Origin of the sequence: Dentiradicibacter hellwigii (genome assembly GCF_041770905.1) — a bacterium.
Lineage (GTDB): Bacteria > Pseudomonadota > Gammaproteobacteria > Burkholderiales > Rhodocyclaceae > Propionivibrio > Propionivibrio hellwigii.
The window spans coordinates 1,054,873-1,068,466 of sequence record NZ_JBEUWX010000002.1; the positions used below are offsets into that span (position 1 = coordinate 1,054,873).

The 13,594-nt window shown below is 52.8% G+C and carries 18 protein-coding genes and 1 pseudogene; 11 read left to right on the forward strand and 8 right to left on the reverse strand.

What is annotated here, in order from left to right:
* Position 1 precedes the first annotated feature (1 nt).
* From ABCS64_RS07100 to ABCS64_RS07140, 9 genes and pseudogenes are all read left to right on the forward strand, one after another.
* The gene (locus ABCS64_RS07100; protein WP_418891169.1) at positions 2-328 is read left to right on the forward strand and encodes an Imm58 family immunity protein; all 327 of its coding nucleotides are present in this window, start codon (positions 2-4) and stop codon (positions 326-328) included.
* Positions 329-391: 63 nt separating this feature from the next.
* Positions 392-517 (forward strand): annotated as a pseudogene (locus ABCS64_RS07105) (RHS repeat-associated core domain-containing protein); the annotation flags it as partial.
* A gap of 18 nt (positions 518-535) precedes the next feature.
* Positions 536-988, forward strand: coding sequence for a hypothetical protein (locus ABCS64_RS07110; protein WP_418891170.1), 453 nt, complete (start codon positions 536-538; stop codon positions 986-988).
* 267 nt (positions 989-1,255) lie between these two features.
* Positions 1,256-1,555, forward strand: a complete 300-nt coding sequence (locus tag ABCS64_RS07115) for an RHS repeat-associated core domain-containing protein (protein WP_418891171.1) — start codon at positions 1,256-1,258, stop codon at positions 1,553-1,555.
* On the forward strand, positions 1,555-1,788 hold the full coding sequence (locus ABCS64_RS07120; RefSeq protein ID WP_418891172.1) for a hypothetical protein: 234 nt from the start codon (positions 1,555-1,557) through the stop codon (positions 1,786-1,788). The genes ABCS64_RS07115 and ABCS64_RS07120 overlap by 1 nt, the downstream gene beginning before the upstream one ends.
* Positions 1,789-1,804: 16 nt before the next feature.
* Entirely contained in the window at positions 1,805-2,281 is a 477-nt protein-coding gene (locus ABCS64_RS07125; RefSeq protein ID WP_418891173.1) for a hypothetical protein, read from the forward strand.
* A 13-nt stretch (positions 2,282-2,294) separates the two neighbouring features.
* Complete coding sequence (locus ABCS64_RS07130) at positions 2,295-2,870, forward strand: hypothetical protein (RefSeq protein WP_418891174.1); 576 nt, start codon at positions 2,295-2,297, stop codon at positions 2,868-2,870.
* 407 nt (positions 2,871-3,277) lie between these two features.
* Positions 3,278-3,928: an RHS repeat-associated core domain-containing protein gene (locus ABCS64_RS07135; RefSeq protein ID WP_418891904.1), complete on the forward strand. Its 651-nt coding sequence runs from the start codon at positions 3,278-3,280 to the stop codon at positions 3,926-3,928.
* A gap of 574 nt (positions 3,929-4,502) precedes the next feature.
* Positions 4,503-4,856: a hypothetical protein gene (locus ABCS64_RS07140; protein ID WP_418891175.1), complete on the forward strand. Its 354-nt coding sequence runs from the start codon at positions 4,503-4,505 to the stop codon at positions 4,854-4,856.
* On the opposite strand, the gene ABCS64_RS07145 is transcribed toward ABCS64_RS07140, so the two are convergent.
* Positions 4,851-5,644 (reverse strand): IS5 family transposase gene (locus ABCS64_RS07145; protein ID WP_418891176.1). Its coding sequence is split into 2 segments (ribosomal slippage): positions 4,851-5,368 and positions 5,368-5,644, totalling 795 coding nucleotides; the frame shifts between segments, so codons are not numbered across the junction. The two genes, ABCS64_RS07140 and ABCS64_RS07145, sit on opposite strands and share 6 nt — an antisense overlap.
* A gap of 133 nt (positions 5,645-5,777) precedes the next feature.
* Here ABCS64_RS07145 and ABCS64_RS07150 point away from each other — a divergent pair.
* On the forward strand, positions 5,778-6,008 hold the full coding sequence (locus ABCS64_RS07150) for an RHS domain-containing protein (RefSeq protein ID WP_418891905.1): 231 nt from the start codon (positions 5,778-5,780) through the stop codon (positions 6,006-6,008).
* A gap of 300 nt (positions 6,009-6,308) precedes the next feature.
* Positions 6,309-7,688: an IS1380 family transposase gene (locus tag ABCS64_RS07155; RefSeq protein WP_418891177.1), complete on the forward strand. Its 1,380-nt coding sequence runs from the start codon at positions 6,309-6,311 to the stop codon at positions 7,686-7,688.
* A gap of 713 nt (positions 7,689-8,401) precedes the next feature.
* Here the strand turns inward: ABCS64_RS07155 and nagZ are convergent.
* The 7 genes from nagZ to ABCS64_RS07190 all read right to left on the reverse strand — a co-directional run bounded on the left by nagZ (position 8,402) and on the right by ABCS64_RS07190 (position 13,584).
* Complete coding sequence (gene nagZ / locus ABCS64_RS07160; RefSeq protein ID WP_418891178.1) at positions 8,402-9,526, reverse strand: beta-N-acetylhexosaminidase; 1,125 nt, start codon at positions 9,524-9,526, stop codon at positions 8,402-8,404.
* A complete protein-coding gene (locus ABCS64_RS07165) occupies positions 9,523-10,050 on the reverse strand; it encodes a holo-ACP synthase (RefSeq protein ID WP_418891179.1) in 528 nt (175 codons plus the stop codon). Before ABCS64_RS07165 ends, nagZ begins: the two co-directional genes overlap by 4 nt.
* The gene (locus ABCS64_RS07170; protein WP_418891180.1) at positions 10,047-10,835 is read right to left on the reverse strand and encodes a pyridoxine 5'-phosphate synthase; all 789 of its coding nucleotides are present in this window, start codon (positions 10,833-10,835) and stop codon (positions 10,047-10,049) included. Before ABCS64_RS07170 ends, ABCS64_RS07165 begins: the two co-directional genes overlap by 4 nt.
* Positions 10,832-11,551: a DNA repair protein RecO gene (recO, locus tag ABCS64_RS07175; RefSeq protein ID WP_418891181.1), complete on the reverse strand. Its 720-nt coding sequence runs from the start codon at positions 11,549-11,551 to the stop codon at positions 10,832-10,834. The genes ABCS64_RS07170 and recO overlap by 4 nt, the downstream gene beginning before the upstream one ends.
* A gap of 94 nt (positions 11,552-11,645) precedes the next feature.
* Positions 11,646-12,542 (reverse strand): GTPase Era, encoded by an 897-nt coding sequence (era, locus tag ABCS64_RS07180; protein ID WP_418891182.1) that lies wholly within the window; start codon positions 12,540-12,542, stop codon positions 11,646-11,648.
* The gene (gene rnc, locus ABCS64_RS07185) at positions 12,539-13,207 is read right to left on the reverse strand and encodes a ribonuclease III (RefSeq protein WP_418891183.1); all 669 of its coding nucleotides are present in this window, start codon (positions 13,205-13,207) and stop codon (positions 12,539-12,541) included. The genes era and rnc overlap by 4 nt, the downstream gene beginning before the upstream one ends.
* A 20-nt stretch (positions 13,208-13,227) precedes the next feature.
* Positions 13,228-13,584 (reverse strand): DUF4845 domain-containing protein, encoded by a 357-nt coding sequence (locus ABCS64_RS07190; RefSeq protein WP_418891184.1) that lies wholly within the window; start codon positions 13,582-13,584, stop codon positions 13,228-13,230.
* Positions 13,585-13,594: the final 10 nt, after the last annotated feature.

Here is a 13,594-nt window from a genome sequence, read left to right on the forward strand (position 1 = left end):
TATGAAAAATATTATTTTAGTTTTAATGGGAATTTTGCTGGTATTTTCTTTTTATGAAAACCTAGACAAAGACGTTACTAATGGATATTTAGAGAAAGAAATTGATCAGATAAAAGATAATTCTGATGTTTATATTCAAATAATTTTTCAATTACTAAGAAATAAAAGCAAAAGAGAAGTGCTTGACTTACTAAAAAATATTGAAAAGACAGATAATACTAAAATTATTGTAAAAGATATTGGCGAGCATATTTCTTTTAATGAAGTATGTTTTGAGTTTAAAAAAGGACTGCTAACCAACATAAGCCATAGTTTTTGTGATAATTAGTATACATGAAATTTAAATTAGCATTAGTACCAGCCTAGCCGGTAGTATAATTGCATCACCGGCCTGTACTATAACCGCCACCGCTTCTACGACCCCAGGCTGGGCGCTTATATCAGCCAGGATCCGATCGGACTTGACGGCGGAATCAATCTCTCCAGTTATGTCAGAAATCCGGTACAGTGGATGGATCCGTGGGGGCTATTTTCTGTGGCAGATTTGCCAATTATTCCGGGGCCAATTCTTGATTTTACAACTGCGATTGCGGACTCTGCATCATTTGGTTTAGGCCCTCTTGCACGCCAAGCAATGGGTATTGATGGTGGTGTAAACAGATGTTCAAAAGCATATTTAGCAGGGGAATGGGCTTCATTTGGTCTTGGAGCAGGACGCATGGTATATGCTGGCATTGCAAAAGTTGGAGCTGCTATAGCGATGAATGGTGCAGCAGCAATGACTTTTAGAAATGGATTAAAACGGGTTATGCGAGGCCCATTAGCAGGCTCTAATTATCGTATCAAAACTTATGAAGATTTATTAAATAAATATGGTACAGACGAAGCTATTCAAGCTGCGGCAGGCCGGACTAACCAAACTGTAAATGCAGTTGGTGCTAATTTAACCGGTGGAGGCTCTGTAAATATTACTTGTGGATGTCCTTGATGAAAAAGAGAGATTATATTTTTATTTGGTTTACCATTTCATTACTGGTCGGTGGATTGGGCAGCTATATCTTTAAGATAAATTTTTGGATTATATCTATTATAGTAGGACTTATATTGATTATAAATGGTTTAATTGCTGATTGGGAGGACCGTGATATTTGAATGTGTATTTTGCATAAAAGATAATGGCTTAATTGCTTAAGGAAATTTTGCTGAGGAATAAGAGTATAATGTTTTGCTGGAAGGTCTTTTCCAGAACATTTGCTTGTCCGGACAGTTCCATGATCGCATTACCGGTTTGTACTATAACCGTCATCGCTTCTACGACCCCAGGCTGGGCGCTTATATCAGTCAGGATCCGATCGGACTCAAGGGCGGGATCAATCTCTCCAGTTATGTCAGAAATCCGATGCAGTGGGGGGATCCGTGGGGTTTGGATCCAACTCAGGTAAAAACTACCGACATTGGGAAAATAAAAGGTTGGTGGGATAAAGCTAAAGATATATTTGATTGGAAAGAGAATGTAGAAAAAGGGAAAGCCATAAAAAAGAACAAGATACTTTAATGTGTAAAGCTGAAAAAGAAATTGCAGATCAAGTTGAGCGTGAGCAAATAACACCAGAAGCAGCTAAATTAGCGCTTGCGGCTAAAAAAACTGCTATATATGCATCTAGTCCTGTATCTACTGTTATAGAACAAGGATTCGGAGAAAGTTTAATAGCAAATGCTGCTGTTTCTTATGGGTATTTTATAGCTTTGCCAGCCCGTAATTGTTCAATACTTTTATCTACCAACTAGCCTTAAAGGCCATTTAATGAAATTATTTAAAGTATTATTTGGTTTGTCATTAATTTTTTGGTTGATATCTATTGCAACAATATCACTTATTGCTTCGGACTATATAGGACTTGCATGGTTTTGCCAAATAATACTTAGTGCAGTTATTAGTTTTGCAGGGGTATTTTTAGTTAATAAAAAACTACTAGAAAATAAAATGGCAGCATTATTTTTTTATATTTTTGTATTGATTTTTTTTAATCCAAAATATGTATACAGAATTATTTTAGATCAAGATTTATTAGTTCAACTAAAATCTGTAGACAGCTTGGGATTTTCAACATTTATAAAACTTATGTTTATAGACTTATTTAATATTATTTTAAGAGCTTTTATTTTAATAATATTTATGTCAATTTTTTTATTTTTTAAAGATCAAGTGATTTCTAAAATATTTAAAATAAACATAGAAAGTAGAGATATTTCCAGAAACACTAAAAAAAATAAAGAGTGAGTTTGTTTTATAAATGAGAAACATTATATCAGGAATAATATTTTTCTTAGTGATTGTTAGCACACAGCATTCATATGCAAAAACTGGTCTTACAAAAAATTTATCGGATCTTGACTGTGCTGTAATTGTTAGAAAGCAGGATTTTGGCTCTGCATTTCCATTTAAGACAGCAAAATCTCAATGGGAAAGAGGCGGCGGCGAACATCCTGAGTATTATTGGATGACAGAAGTCGGCTATTGGGATGGAACTAGCTTTAAAAGTACGGGCTTAGCTTTTTCTTTTAGTGTGCCAGCTCTTTTATCAACACCTAGATTTAAAACATCTATTGAAAATATTCTTAAGGAAGGTATTGGGTCTTTTCATTTTTCTTCTGTAGAAATAAATAGAAAATACCGTGATCAAATATTATTGGGCCATGTTCATGGTATTTATCAGAATAATGAAATTCTTATTTTTTCAAAAAACGTCAAAAAGAAAAATGAAATTTTCAAAAATAAGCCAACTTATGCTTTACTTACATTTAAAGCGTATACAAAGAAAGATTCCTATAAATGCATAGCTAAGATAGAATATCTTGAAGATAATTAAAAAAATAACCAAGGCAATAGCAAAAGTTATTAAAAATGCAATAGTTATACATAAAAAATTATAACCAACTAAATAACAACTTGGGCAACATGGCAAACTGGGAAAGGTTTGGCTAAATGCGCATTAACTAACAAGAAAGAGAAGTGCGAAAAATGAAATTTATTATTGAGTTTATAGTTGGTTCATTATGTTTTGCATTTTTATATTTAATTTATATAATTGTAAAGCAGTATTTTGAAAATAGCTGGTGGGCCGTTTTAGTCTTTATATTATTGCTTTATATTATTTTTTGTATACTTAAATTTATAGATGTTAAGTATCTAGTTTTATTAGAGGAGATGGAAAATAATCAAGATAAGAAAGAATAATTTTAAAAATTATGGTTTGGTAATTACGGCAGAAGTAAAATTAATCTTGTTGAGGAGCATAATACCGATTTAGAATACCTTTCCCAGAACATTTGCTTGCCTGGGCAGTTCCATGATTGCATCACCAGTTTGTACTATGACCGACATCGCTTCTACGCCCCCAGGCTGGGCGCTTATATCAGTCAGGATCCCATCGGACTCAAGGGCGGAATCAATCTCTCCAGTTATGTCAGAAATCCGGTACAGTGGATGGATCCGTGGGGGTTGGAGACTTGCCTAGTTATAGCGAGAGGAGGCAACACAGGTATCGGCCTGCATGCCGCACTATATGGGAATAATTCCTCTCGTGGAAAATGGCTGTATGACCCAGGAGGATCTTACGACACTACTTTAACGCATCCATCAGGTACATCGTATCTGCTTACAAAAGATGATATTCTGGATGAAAATAATTGGGATATATTAAGTTATATTAAGTATCACACAAACCAAGGCGACTCTGTCCATTTTTCCTGCACAAAAACTACAAAAGAGCAAGAAGACAAACTAATCTTTCTTGCTGAAGATGTTGGAGGAAGTCCTATGCTTTGTGCCGCAAGTGTTAGTGAAGTGCTAAAAAGGTCAGGATTATTTCTGGGGTTTAAGCCAAGCTATTTTCCGGGCAATCTTCATTTCCCAAGTTTAAAATAAATGAAAAAATCAATATTTTTTGTTTTGATTTTATTGACATTAATTAACTACCAATGGTTAAGCTCCATTCCATCTTTTCGATTGAATGGACTGCTGTTTTTTTGTACATTAAATTCAGTTATAAATTTCCTAGTATCAATTTTAATTTCAAAAAAAAGAAGATTTATTGTTGTAGCAATTATGTCTATTGCAGCTGGAGCAATTGTTGGCTTTGTATTACATGAGAGTTACATGTGGTTACTATTTCGAGAATTTCCTAATCAGAAATTAATCCTATTATTTTTTGCTTCTTTGCTAAACCTTTCGTGGTTTAATTGTTTTATTTTGTCCACTATAATTTACGCTATGCGGCGGATATAGACTTATACTACAATTGCTATTATTATAAGCTTTCCTCCGAACCCTCCGTGGATAGAGTATTTCAGGGTATGCTTTTTGTCGGGCATAAATGCCCGATTCACTGATGTAAAATGGCTGTGCAAACAAGGCAGAAAACATAAAATGTCCGGAAATGCCCTAAATACAAGGGCTTCAGGGCATCAAAAAACATAAAACGGAATTTCATACCTGATACTTGCTCATATTTGTCAAACACAAATGCCCGACAAGAACCTGTCTGGTCAGAAGTCCCACCAACGCACAGCCCATCAACGAACAAACCACGTATTACGGCTGGGACGGGGATCATTTGGTTCAGATCAAAAGCCCTACGGGCACAACACACATCGTCTATGAGGATGAATACAGTTTTACTCCGCTTATCGAACTCTACCAACCCGCTTGTGCGCAGCCGGAAGAGCAAAGCGAAGCGCAAGAAGCCATAGCGCGCGTAATGAACAGCCTTGCACAGCTGGGCAGCGAAGAGGTACGCGAGCTACAGCAACAGATCAAGGAACAGGCCGAAAGCATTCTCAGAACGTGTTCATAGTCTTCGTAGCAGGATTCCCAAGAAAGCCAAAACTACCATTTGCAGACTGGTACTCAACTTACGCTCGCAGTTTTTCCAAAGCCGTCTGTTCTTTTCCAACCAGGAAAAACTGCGCTCTACTACCCATCGCTTTGGCAATACCGCAAAACGCTGCAATTCGTTTCGTTTGGCAATCTCTACTTCCGCACCAATCAACTCCTGTACCGACGAAGCAAATGCCTGACCCGTGTAACCTCCGTCGGCAAGGACTTTTTGTACCGCACCAAGATTATCTCTGTCACGTTCCAATGCCACCAGGCCGCCTTTTCTATCCGTAACATCCGCCGTCGTTACCGCAAGGGCATGCGGCAAACCTTGCGTGTCAACCGCTATATGTCGCTTGATACCGCTAACCTTCTTGCCCGCATCGTAGCCTTTTTCCATGGCGGTATCCGTGTTCTTCACGCTCTGCGCATCAATAATCAGGAAAGTGGTTGCTTCATGGCGTCCCTGCTTGCGACGTGCTGCGGCCACCTGATTTTTTTTAACGCTTCCTCAAGGAGACTGATGCCACTTTCGCGGGGCTCACTCCATCTTTGGAAGTAGGAATGAACGGTGCGCCATTTGGGAAAATCGCCCGGTAAGGCACGCCAGGCACAGCCGTTGCATAGAAGATAGAGAATGGCACAAAAGACATCGTACAAGTCCACTTTGCGCGGTGCTGTGCGTCTGCGAGCACTTTCCAAAAGAGGAAGAAGAGTAGCAAATTGTGTGCGACTTATATCGCTTGGGTAGGCTTTTCTGTTCATAACGATACTTTACAGCAGAGACTATGAACACGTTCTCAGGCAGGGCGGACTCCGGGAAGAGGAGGATGAAGGCGAACGGGAAGGAAAACACGAAGGTGAAGGCAAACACGCGCGCGCCTCAAACGCCCTGCAGATCCGTTACTTTCACTGTGACCAGATCGGCGCGCCGCTGGCTTTGACCGACGACAAGGGACAGGTCATCTGGGCGGCGCGCTACGACCCCTGGGGCAACATCGAAGAAGAGTTTAACGCCGACCCCGAACACTTCGAGCAGACGCTGCGCTTGCCAGGACAGTGGCACGATAAAGCCACCAGCCTATACTATAACCGTCATCGCTTCTACGACCCCAGGCTGGGCGCTTAGAACGTGTTCATAGAGCAAGCGTTATGGCAGATATTGTGACGTGGTTATGGCGGGTCTGCGGCTACCGGTGGCAGGATTCAGTCGGTAATGCTTCCTCCCCCTACAGCCAGTAGTGCAACGCAAAACACTGTCGAAGCGACAACAGCCGAAGTGATGTTTCGCTCCCGCGTGACCGGTGGTGCGCCGATGATGCGCTGGCAGCTAGCCCGCATTTCTCACAGATAGAAGGTGCATCGCGGCCGGAGATATAAGAAAGTTTTTTTGCGAGAACGACTTAACCATATCTCTGAGGAAGCCGCGATGCCGACACAGTGTACCGTAGTCAGCCCATGCGCGAAGCGTATTGATGGCCGCCAGGTGGCGGTGGATTTCGACGGAGGGCAGATCAGTTCGGATGCGGGCGCGCTGTTGCTGCGCGAGGTCGATCGCACCTTGCGGCTGACCGAACGGGTGGCGGCCTGCTTCGAGGATGGGCGCGATCCGGAGCTGATCGAACACACGGTGCACACGTTGGTGATGCAACGGATCGTGGGGATCGCGCTGGGCTACGAGGACCTGAACGATCACGATCAATTGCGCCGTGACCCGGTACTGGCCACGCTGGCCGGTAAGCTCAGCGCTCGGCGCAAGGGCTGCGAGCCGCTGGCGGGCAAGTCGACCTTGAACCGGCTCGAACATGCCCCCGACACCAAGGACGGTTCGCGCTATCACAAGATCGCTCACGATCCGGCGGCCTTCGAGTCGCTGTTCGTCGCGTGCTTCATTGAGGCGCAGGAGCAGGCACCTGACGAGATCATCCTCGATCTGGACGCCACCGACGACCCGCTGCACGGCCAGCAGGAAGGGCGTTTCTTCCATGGTTACTACGGCGGCTACTGCTACCTGCCGCTGTACATCTTCTGCGGCCGACATCTGCTCGCCGCCAAGCTGCGCCGGGCCAACACGGATGCCTCGGCGGGCAGCATCGATGAACTCGAACGCATCGTCACCCAGATCCGCCGCCACTGGCCGGAGGTGCGCATCGTGCTGCGTGCCGACTCGGGCTTTGCGCGCGATGCCTTGATGAGTTGGTGCGAGCAGACGCACATCGACTTCGTCTTCGGGCTGGCCAAGAACGACCGGCTCAAGGCCCAGATCGAAACCGAGATGAGCCAGGCGCAGGCCGAATGCACCCAGACCGGCAAGCCCGCACGGCGGTTTCGCGACTTCACCTACCGCACCCTTGACAGCTGGTCGTGCGCCCGGCGGGTCGTCGGCAAGGCCGAGCAGCTGCCGGGCAAGGCCAATCCGCGCTTCATCGTCACCAGCCTGGACGCTCAGCGCTGGCCGGCACGCGAACTGTACGAGGCGCTGTACTGCGCCCGAGGCGAAATGGAGAACCGCATCAAGGAGTGCCAGCTACACCTGTTCGCCGATCGCACCTCAACGGCGACGATGCGGGCCAATCAGCTGCGGCTGTGGTTCGCCTCCTTCGCCTACGTCATGCTCGAAGCGCTGTGCCGCATCGGGCTGGCTGGCACCGAACTGGCCGAGGCCACCTGCGAGAGCCTGCGCCTGAAACTGCTCAAGATCGGCGCACGGGTCAAGATCAGCGTGCGCCGCATCCATGTCAGCATGGCCAGCAGTCATCCGTTCCAGACCACCTGGCGCCTGGCCCAGGCCAGACTCGCCCCCGGCTGATCCGCCACGCCACCGTGGCCCTGCTGATCCGATCGCGCTCCCGTTCGCGCGAGGCGGTCTCATGCCCAAACAGCGCCGCTTGCCCCCTCAACGCACCTGACCGCCCGCAGAACCTCACCCGCCTGCACTCCATTGGCCGCTCGCGGGCCTGAATCCTCGCGGTCACGGCAACGCGTGAAGGAAAAAGCCGCGCCAACGGGGGCCGAACCGTGAGGGTGTGAGAAATGTGGGCTAGCTACGCGGCGTTCAAGATGGCAAACCAAGATTTATCCGCGCTTTGCGGAAACTTCGCCCTTCGCTTTTTCTGTGGCGGCTGTATTGCTGAACCGTGGTTTGCTGCGGCAGCTACAAGGCACTACTTATTTTCCGCAGCGGCATTGCTGTCTGCGTGTTCTGGATGTGCTGCTCAACTGGCTGAACTGGCCGCCCGCAAGCCCGCGTCAATAGGGCGTTTTCGGGCAGGTGGGCCGGAAACCCGCGTAAACACTGGGTTAGCGGGCAGCCCTTCCGGAGAGGCCCGTTTTACGCGGGGTTTAGGGCAGGTGGAGTGGCTGGCGCGGATGAAGTTCGCGGTCCGTCATCTGCCGACGGCGATGGGTCTACGTCCGACGGTTTTCAGGCGCTTTGCCTCCAAGCTTTCCTTGCCCCTGTTTTTGCGTCAGCGAGGAGGCCGCAGCCTCAGGCCGGCATCATGCAGTGCGCGGCGGCGGCGACTACGCCAGCAATTGCCGCGCGGCGCTGATGCCGGCTCGGTAATGCGGCGAATTGAAGAGCGCTTCAGGCGTCACTTTTGGGGCGGGGAACAGTTTGTCGATACGCCGGGCGCGCCGCTTGACCAGGCGGGGATGCCAGCGCGCGAGCAGATCGCCAACTGCGTCCGGGGCGTTGCAGACAGGCAGCATGTCGCAGCCGGCCGACCAGGCGGCCTGCGCCCGCGCAACGATGTCGCCGGCGACGCCGGCGCCCTGCATGGATAGGTCATCGCTGAACACGGCGCCGTTGAATTTCAGCACGTGGCGCAGATAGCGATGCCAGTATTTCGAGAATCCGGCGGGGCGTGCGTCAACCTCCGGGTAGATGACGTGCGCCGGCATCACGGCGTCAAGCCGCAGCCGGCGATAAGGTTCGATGTCGGTTTGCAGCTCCGCCAGAGTGCGCGTATCGACGGGGACGGCAACGTGTGAGTCGGCTTCGGCCCAGCCGTGTCCGGGGAAATGCTTACCGCAGGCGGCCATGCCGGCGTGGCGCAGGCCGGCGATCAGCGCGCCGGCCAGTTCGGTAACTGCCGCCGGATTGCCGTGAAAAGCGCGGTCGCCGACGACGCGGCTGCGCCCCCAGTCGAGGTCGAGCACCGGCGTAAAGGAGAAATCGACGCCACAAGCGAGCAGTTCGGCAGCCAAGACAAAGCCGATGTCGAAGGCAGCCCGGCAGGCCGCCGCTTTTCCTGCCTTGTCTGCTTCGTCTGCCTTTCCTGCTGTTCCTACGCTTCCTGCTTCTCCCTCCGGCGCGCATTCCCACAAGCGGCCGAGCGCGCGCATGGGCGGCAGGCGGGTAAAGCCTTCGCGGCAGCGCTGTACGCGGCCGCCTTCGTGGTCGATGGCGATCAGCAGGGGCGGCGTGCGCAGCGCATGGACTTCCGCGCACAGGGTGGCGAGCTGTTCGGGCGAGGCGTAATTGCGGGCAAAGAGGATCAGCCCACCGACGAGGGGATGGGCAAGTCGTTCGCGTTCGAGCGCCGTCAGCGCTGTTCCGGCAATGTCGATCATCAGCGGGCCGCGCAGCGGCGTATGCGCGGGGGCGCATGCGGCAGCGTTTGGGGAAAAGGCGGCGGGATTCATTGCCGTTCAGCCTCTGAGCCCGTAATCCCCGCGGGCGCCGGTTTTTCGGGCGCTGCTGGCAGGGGTGGCGCGCTTTCGAGGATAACGAAGGCGACGGCGTAGTCGGCCTCGTCGCTGAGCGAAAGATGCGCCCGGCCGATGCCGCGTTCGGCGAGGTAGGCTGCCAATTCGGGCGCGAATTCAAAACCGGGGCGTCCGGTCGCATCGTGCATCACGCGGACGTTGGGCAGTGTGGCCGGCGCGGCCACGCCGATGCCGAGCGCCTTGCCCAGCGCCTCCTTGGCGGCGAAGCGCTTGGCAAGAAAACGCGCGGGGCGCACAAAGGCAGGCGCGGCCGAATCGTCTGAGCCAGTCGAATCAACGGGATCGGCGGATTCGGCGACATCGACAGAGGCGCTTGCGCGGTCAAAAGCGGCGCGCTCGCCGGGCGCCAGCAGCTTGTCCAGCAGCCGTTCACCGTAGCGCCGGTAGAGCCGGCCGAGCCGGGCGACAGCGACGATATCCGTACCGATGCCGGCGATCATGACGCGGCGGCCTGCGCTGCCGGATTGACGGGATTGACGGACGCCTGCGCCTCGCGCATCAGGCGCTTCATTTCACGCACCGCTTCGCGCAGCCCGGTAAATACGGCGCGGCTGATAATGGCGTGGCCGATATGCAGTTCATGGATGCCGGGCAGCCGCGCCACGGGCTGGACGTTGAAGTAGTTGAGCGCGTGGCCTGCATTGAAGCGCATGCCCAGACTGCGGATCGCTTCGCTGGCATTCCGGATTTTTTCCAGCTCGGCGAGCACGGCGGGGCTTTCGGCATCCCGGCCTTTTGCGTGGAAAGCGTGCGCATAAGGCCCCGTATGGATTTCGCAGACCCGCGCGCCAATGCGCGCCGCCGCTTCGATCTGCGGCAGTTCGGCGTCGATGAACACGCTGCTGATGATGCCGGCTTCACCGAGCCGGGCCACCGCCCGCTTGAGTTTGGCTTCCTGCCCGACGATGTTCAGGCCACCTTCCGTGGTGATTTCGTGCCGCCCTTCCGGCACCAGCATGGCCATTTCCGGCCTGATCCGGCAGGCGATGTCGACCATTTCGTCGGTGGCGGCCATTTCGAGGTTGAGCTTGATCTGCGTGAGCAGGCGCAGCTTTTCAACGTCGTGATCCTGAATGTGGCGGCGGTCTTCGCGCAGGTGCACGGTGATGCCGTCGGCACCGCCCAGATGCGCTTCGACGGCGCCCCAGACGGGATCGGGTTCGTAGGTTTGCCGCGCCTGGCGGATCGTGGCAATGTGGTCGATATTGACGCCCAGTTCGATCATTCGTGTATCTCCTTGAAAATTTTGCGCGATTCTAATTCTCTGCCGCCCGTGTAATGGGCGATCAGCGCGCGCATCAGCGGCTTGGCCTCGGCCAGCGAACGGGCGTCGGAAAAATCCTCCCCCGCCAGGTCGAGCAGCGTTTTGCCGCGTACTGAAAGCGGCGTTTCACCGCGCGCCGGCAGCCGCACCGGGCCGCGCTCGATTTCGTAGGCGTAATCGCCTTCAGGATCGATCGGCGCGCCCTGCGCATCGTGCGTCAGCGTCAGGCCATAGCCAAGCGCCTGCAAGAGCGCGCATTCAAAGCGGCGCAGGTCGGCTTCCGCCAGTTCGCCGGCAAAGCGGCGCAGCGTTTCGGCATAGACGGAGAATAGATGCGTGTGCGCGTCTTCGCGCGGCAGGAGGTGGATCAGCAGTTCGTTGAGATAGTAGCCGCAAAACAGCGCCTTACCGGTGAGCAGCGGCTGTCCGCCCAGCCATTCGGCCTTCATCAGCGCCGGCACCTCGCCTTTGCCGGCCCAGCCGAGTTCGAGCGGTTGAAAGGCCATCAGCAGCCCGCGGATGGCCGAACGCGGACGCCGCGCGCCGCGCGCCAGCAGGGCAATGCGTCCATAGTCGCGCGAAAAGGTTTCGATGATCAGGCTGGTTTCCCGGAAGGGGTAACTGTGCAGAATGTATGCCGGCTGGGCATCGACCCGGTTGCGTGAAGGAGCGGCCATGAGCTGTCGTCCGCGAATGCGCTATGCTTTGCCCGGCGCACCGCTCAGGCGCCCGCCGGATATGTCACCACGCCCATCGTTCACCATTGACCGCTTATTCGTAGCCAAGCTGTTTGAGCAGGCGTTCGTCATCCGCCCAGCCGGACTTGACCTTGACGAAAACTTCCAGATATACCTTGCCGCCGAACAGGCGCTCCATATCCTGCCGCGCTTCGCTGGCGATGCGTTTGAGCATGGCGCCGCCCTTGCCAATAACGATGCCTTTGTGCGCCTCACGGTCGACGAGAATGGCGGCGTAGATACGGCGCAGGCCACCGTCAAGCGCAAAACGTTCGATCTCGACGGCGGCGGTATAGGGCAGTTCGTCGCCGACCAAACGGAACAATTTTTCGCGAATGTATTCCGCGGCCAGAAAGCGCTCACTCCGGTCGGTCATTTCGTCTTCGCCGTACAGCGGCGCATCGTTCGGCAAATATTGGCGGACTTCCGCCAGCAATTCGTCGAGCTGGCTGCCGCGCGCGGCGCTGACCGGAACGATGGCGGCAAACGGAAAGCGCGCGGCGGTCTCGCCCAGCCAAGCGAGCAGCGCCGCCTTGTCCGCACAGCGGTCGACCTTGTTTGCCGCCAGAATAACCGGTCGGTCGGTCGGCAGCAGATCGAGCACACGTTGGTCGTGCGCGTCGAAGCGCCCGGCTTCGACGACGAAGATCACGGCATCCACGTCGTTGAGCGCCTGCCGCACGCCGCGGTTCATCGCCCGGTTGAGCGCGTTGACATGGCGCGTCTGAAAACCCGGCGTATCGACGAAGACAAACTGCGCATCGGGACGCGTCAGGATGCCAACGATGCGGTGACGCGTCGTCTGCGACTTACGCGAAACGATGCTGATCTTTTCGCCGACCAGGCGGTTAAGCAGCGTCGATTTGCCGACATTCGGGCGGCCGACGATAGCCACCGTCCCCGCGCGGAAAGGCGATTCAGGGGCACTCATGGCAGTCCGATCCGTTCGAGCGCACGCTCGGCGGCCACCTGCTCGGCAGCGCGGCGGCTGCCGCCCTCGCCCGCTGTGCGGATGCCGAGCGATTCGACAAGGCAGGCCATATGAAAGCGCTGGGCATGCGCATCGCCCTCGACGGCGACGGATTCATAACGGGGCAGCGGCAGATGCCGGCCTTGCAGGTATTCCTGGAGGCGCGTTTTGGCATCCTTGATCGGTTTTCCCGCCCAATCTGACTGCATCAGCGGTGCGTAAAGACGGCGGATTACGGCATCGGCCGCCTCAAAACCGGCATCCATCCAGATGGCGCCAAAGACGGCTTCCAGCGCATCGGCCAGAATCGAGGGGCGCGTACTGCCACCGCTTTTCAGCTCGCCGTCTCCTAGCCGTAAATGGCGCCCCAGATCGATCGTCTGCGCCAGACGGTGCAGGCTGTCCTGACACACCAGATTGGCGCGCAGCCGCGACAGGTCGCCTTCCGGCAGCTGGGGGAAGCGCTCGAACAGCAGGCGCGCAACGGCGGCATTGAGGATGGCATCGCCGAGGAACTCCAGCCGTTCGTTATGTGTCGCGCTGTAGCTGCGGTGCGTCAGCGCCGTCTTTAGCTGCGCAGCGTCGCCGAAGGTATGGCCGATCGCCTGTTCGAGGCGGGATGGCATAGTGCAGGCAATGTCCGACGCTATTCCGTCGATGCTTGGAAATTGATCAGCAGGCTGACATTGGCGAACAGGTGAATGCGCCGTTCATAATCGAACCCGATCACCACCCGGTTGCCCTTCTTGGCAATATCCAGATCCGCGCCCTTGATCACGTCGATCTGGTTGACGTTGGCGTAGTTGTCGAAATCCCTGCGTATTTCCGCGACGGTTTTTCCATCCCCCTTGTTGGCAATTGAGTGGATACTTTGCTTGATCTTGTAATAGTCGATCACCTCGGGCGTCACCTTCAGGCCGAGGATCGTCACGACAATGATGATGACGCCCCAGAACAGCAGTCCGGAAAGCGTTACGCCCGCTTGTTTACGCATGTTAAGCATGTTGAATCTC

Coding starts and splice junctions, on each gene's coding strand:
- recO (WP_418891181.1), bottom strand. CDS start 11,551: ATGGCCGCTCCTTCACGCAACCGGGTCGATGCCCAGCCGGCATACATT.
- ABCS64_RS07170 (WP_418891180.1), bottom strand. CDS start 10,835: ATGATCGAACTGGGCGTCAATATCGACCACATTGCCACGATCCGCCAG.
- ABCS64_RS07155 (WP_418891177.1), top strand. CDS start 6,309: ATGCCGACACAGTGTACCGTAGTCAGCCCATGCGCGAAGCGTATTGAT.
- ABCS64_RS07100 (WP_418891169.1), top strand. CDS start 2: ATGAAAAATATTATTTTAGTTTTAATGGGAATTTTGCTGGTATTTTCT.
- ABCS64_RS07190 (WP_418891184.1), bottom strand. CDS start 13,584: ATGCTTAACATGCGTAAACAAGCGGGCGTAACGCTTTCCGGACTGCTG.
- era (WP_418891182.1), bottom strand. CDS start 12,542: ATGAGTGCCCCTGAATCGCCTTTCCGCGCGGGGACGGTGGCTATCGTC.
- rnc (WP_418891183.1), bottom strand. CDS start 13,207: ATGCCATCCCGCCTCGAACAGGCGATCGGCCATACCTTCGGCGACGCT.
- nagZ (WP_418891178.1), bottom strand. CDS start 9,526: ATGAATCCCGCCGCCTTTTCCCCAAACGCTGCCGCATGCGCCCCCGCG.
- ABCS64_RS07125 (WP_418891173.1), top strand. CDS start 1,805: ATGAAATTATTTAAAGTATTATTTGGTTTGTCATTAATTTTTTGGTTG.
- ABCS64_RS07120 (WP_418891172.1), top strand. CDS start 1,555: ATGTGTAAAGCTGAAAAAGAAATTGCAGATCAAGTTGAGCGTGAGCAA.
- ABCS64_RS07165 (WP_418891179.1), bottom strand. CDS start 10,050: ATGATCGCCGGCATCGGTACGGATATCGTCGCTGTCGCCCGGCTCGGC.
- ABCS64_RS07130 (WP_418891174.1), top strand. CDS start 2,295: ATGAGAAACATTATATCAGGAATAATATTTTTCTTAGTGATTGTTAGC.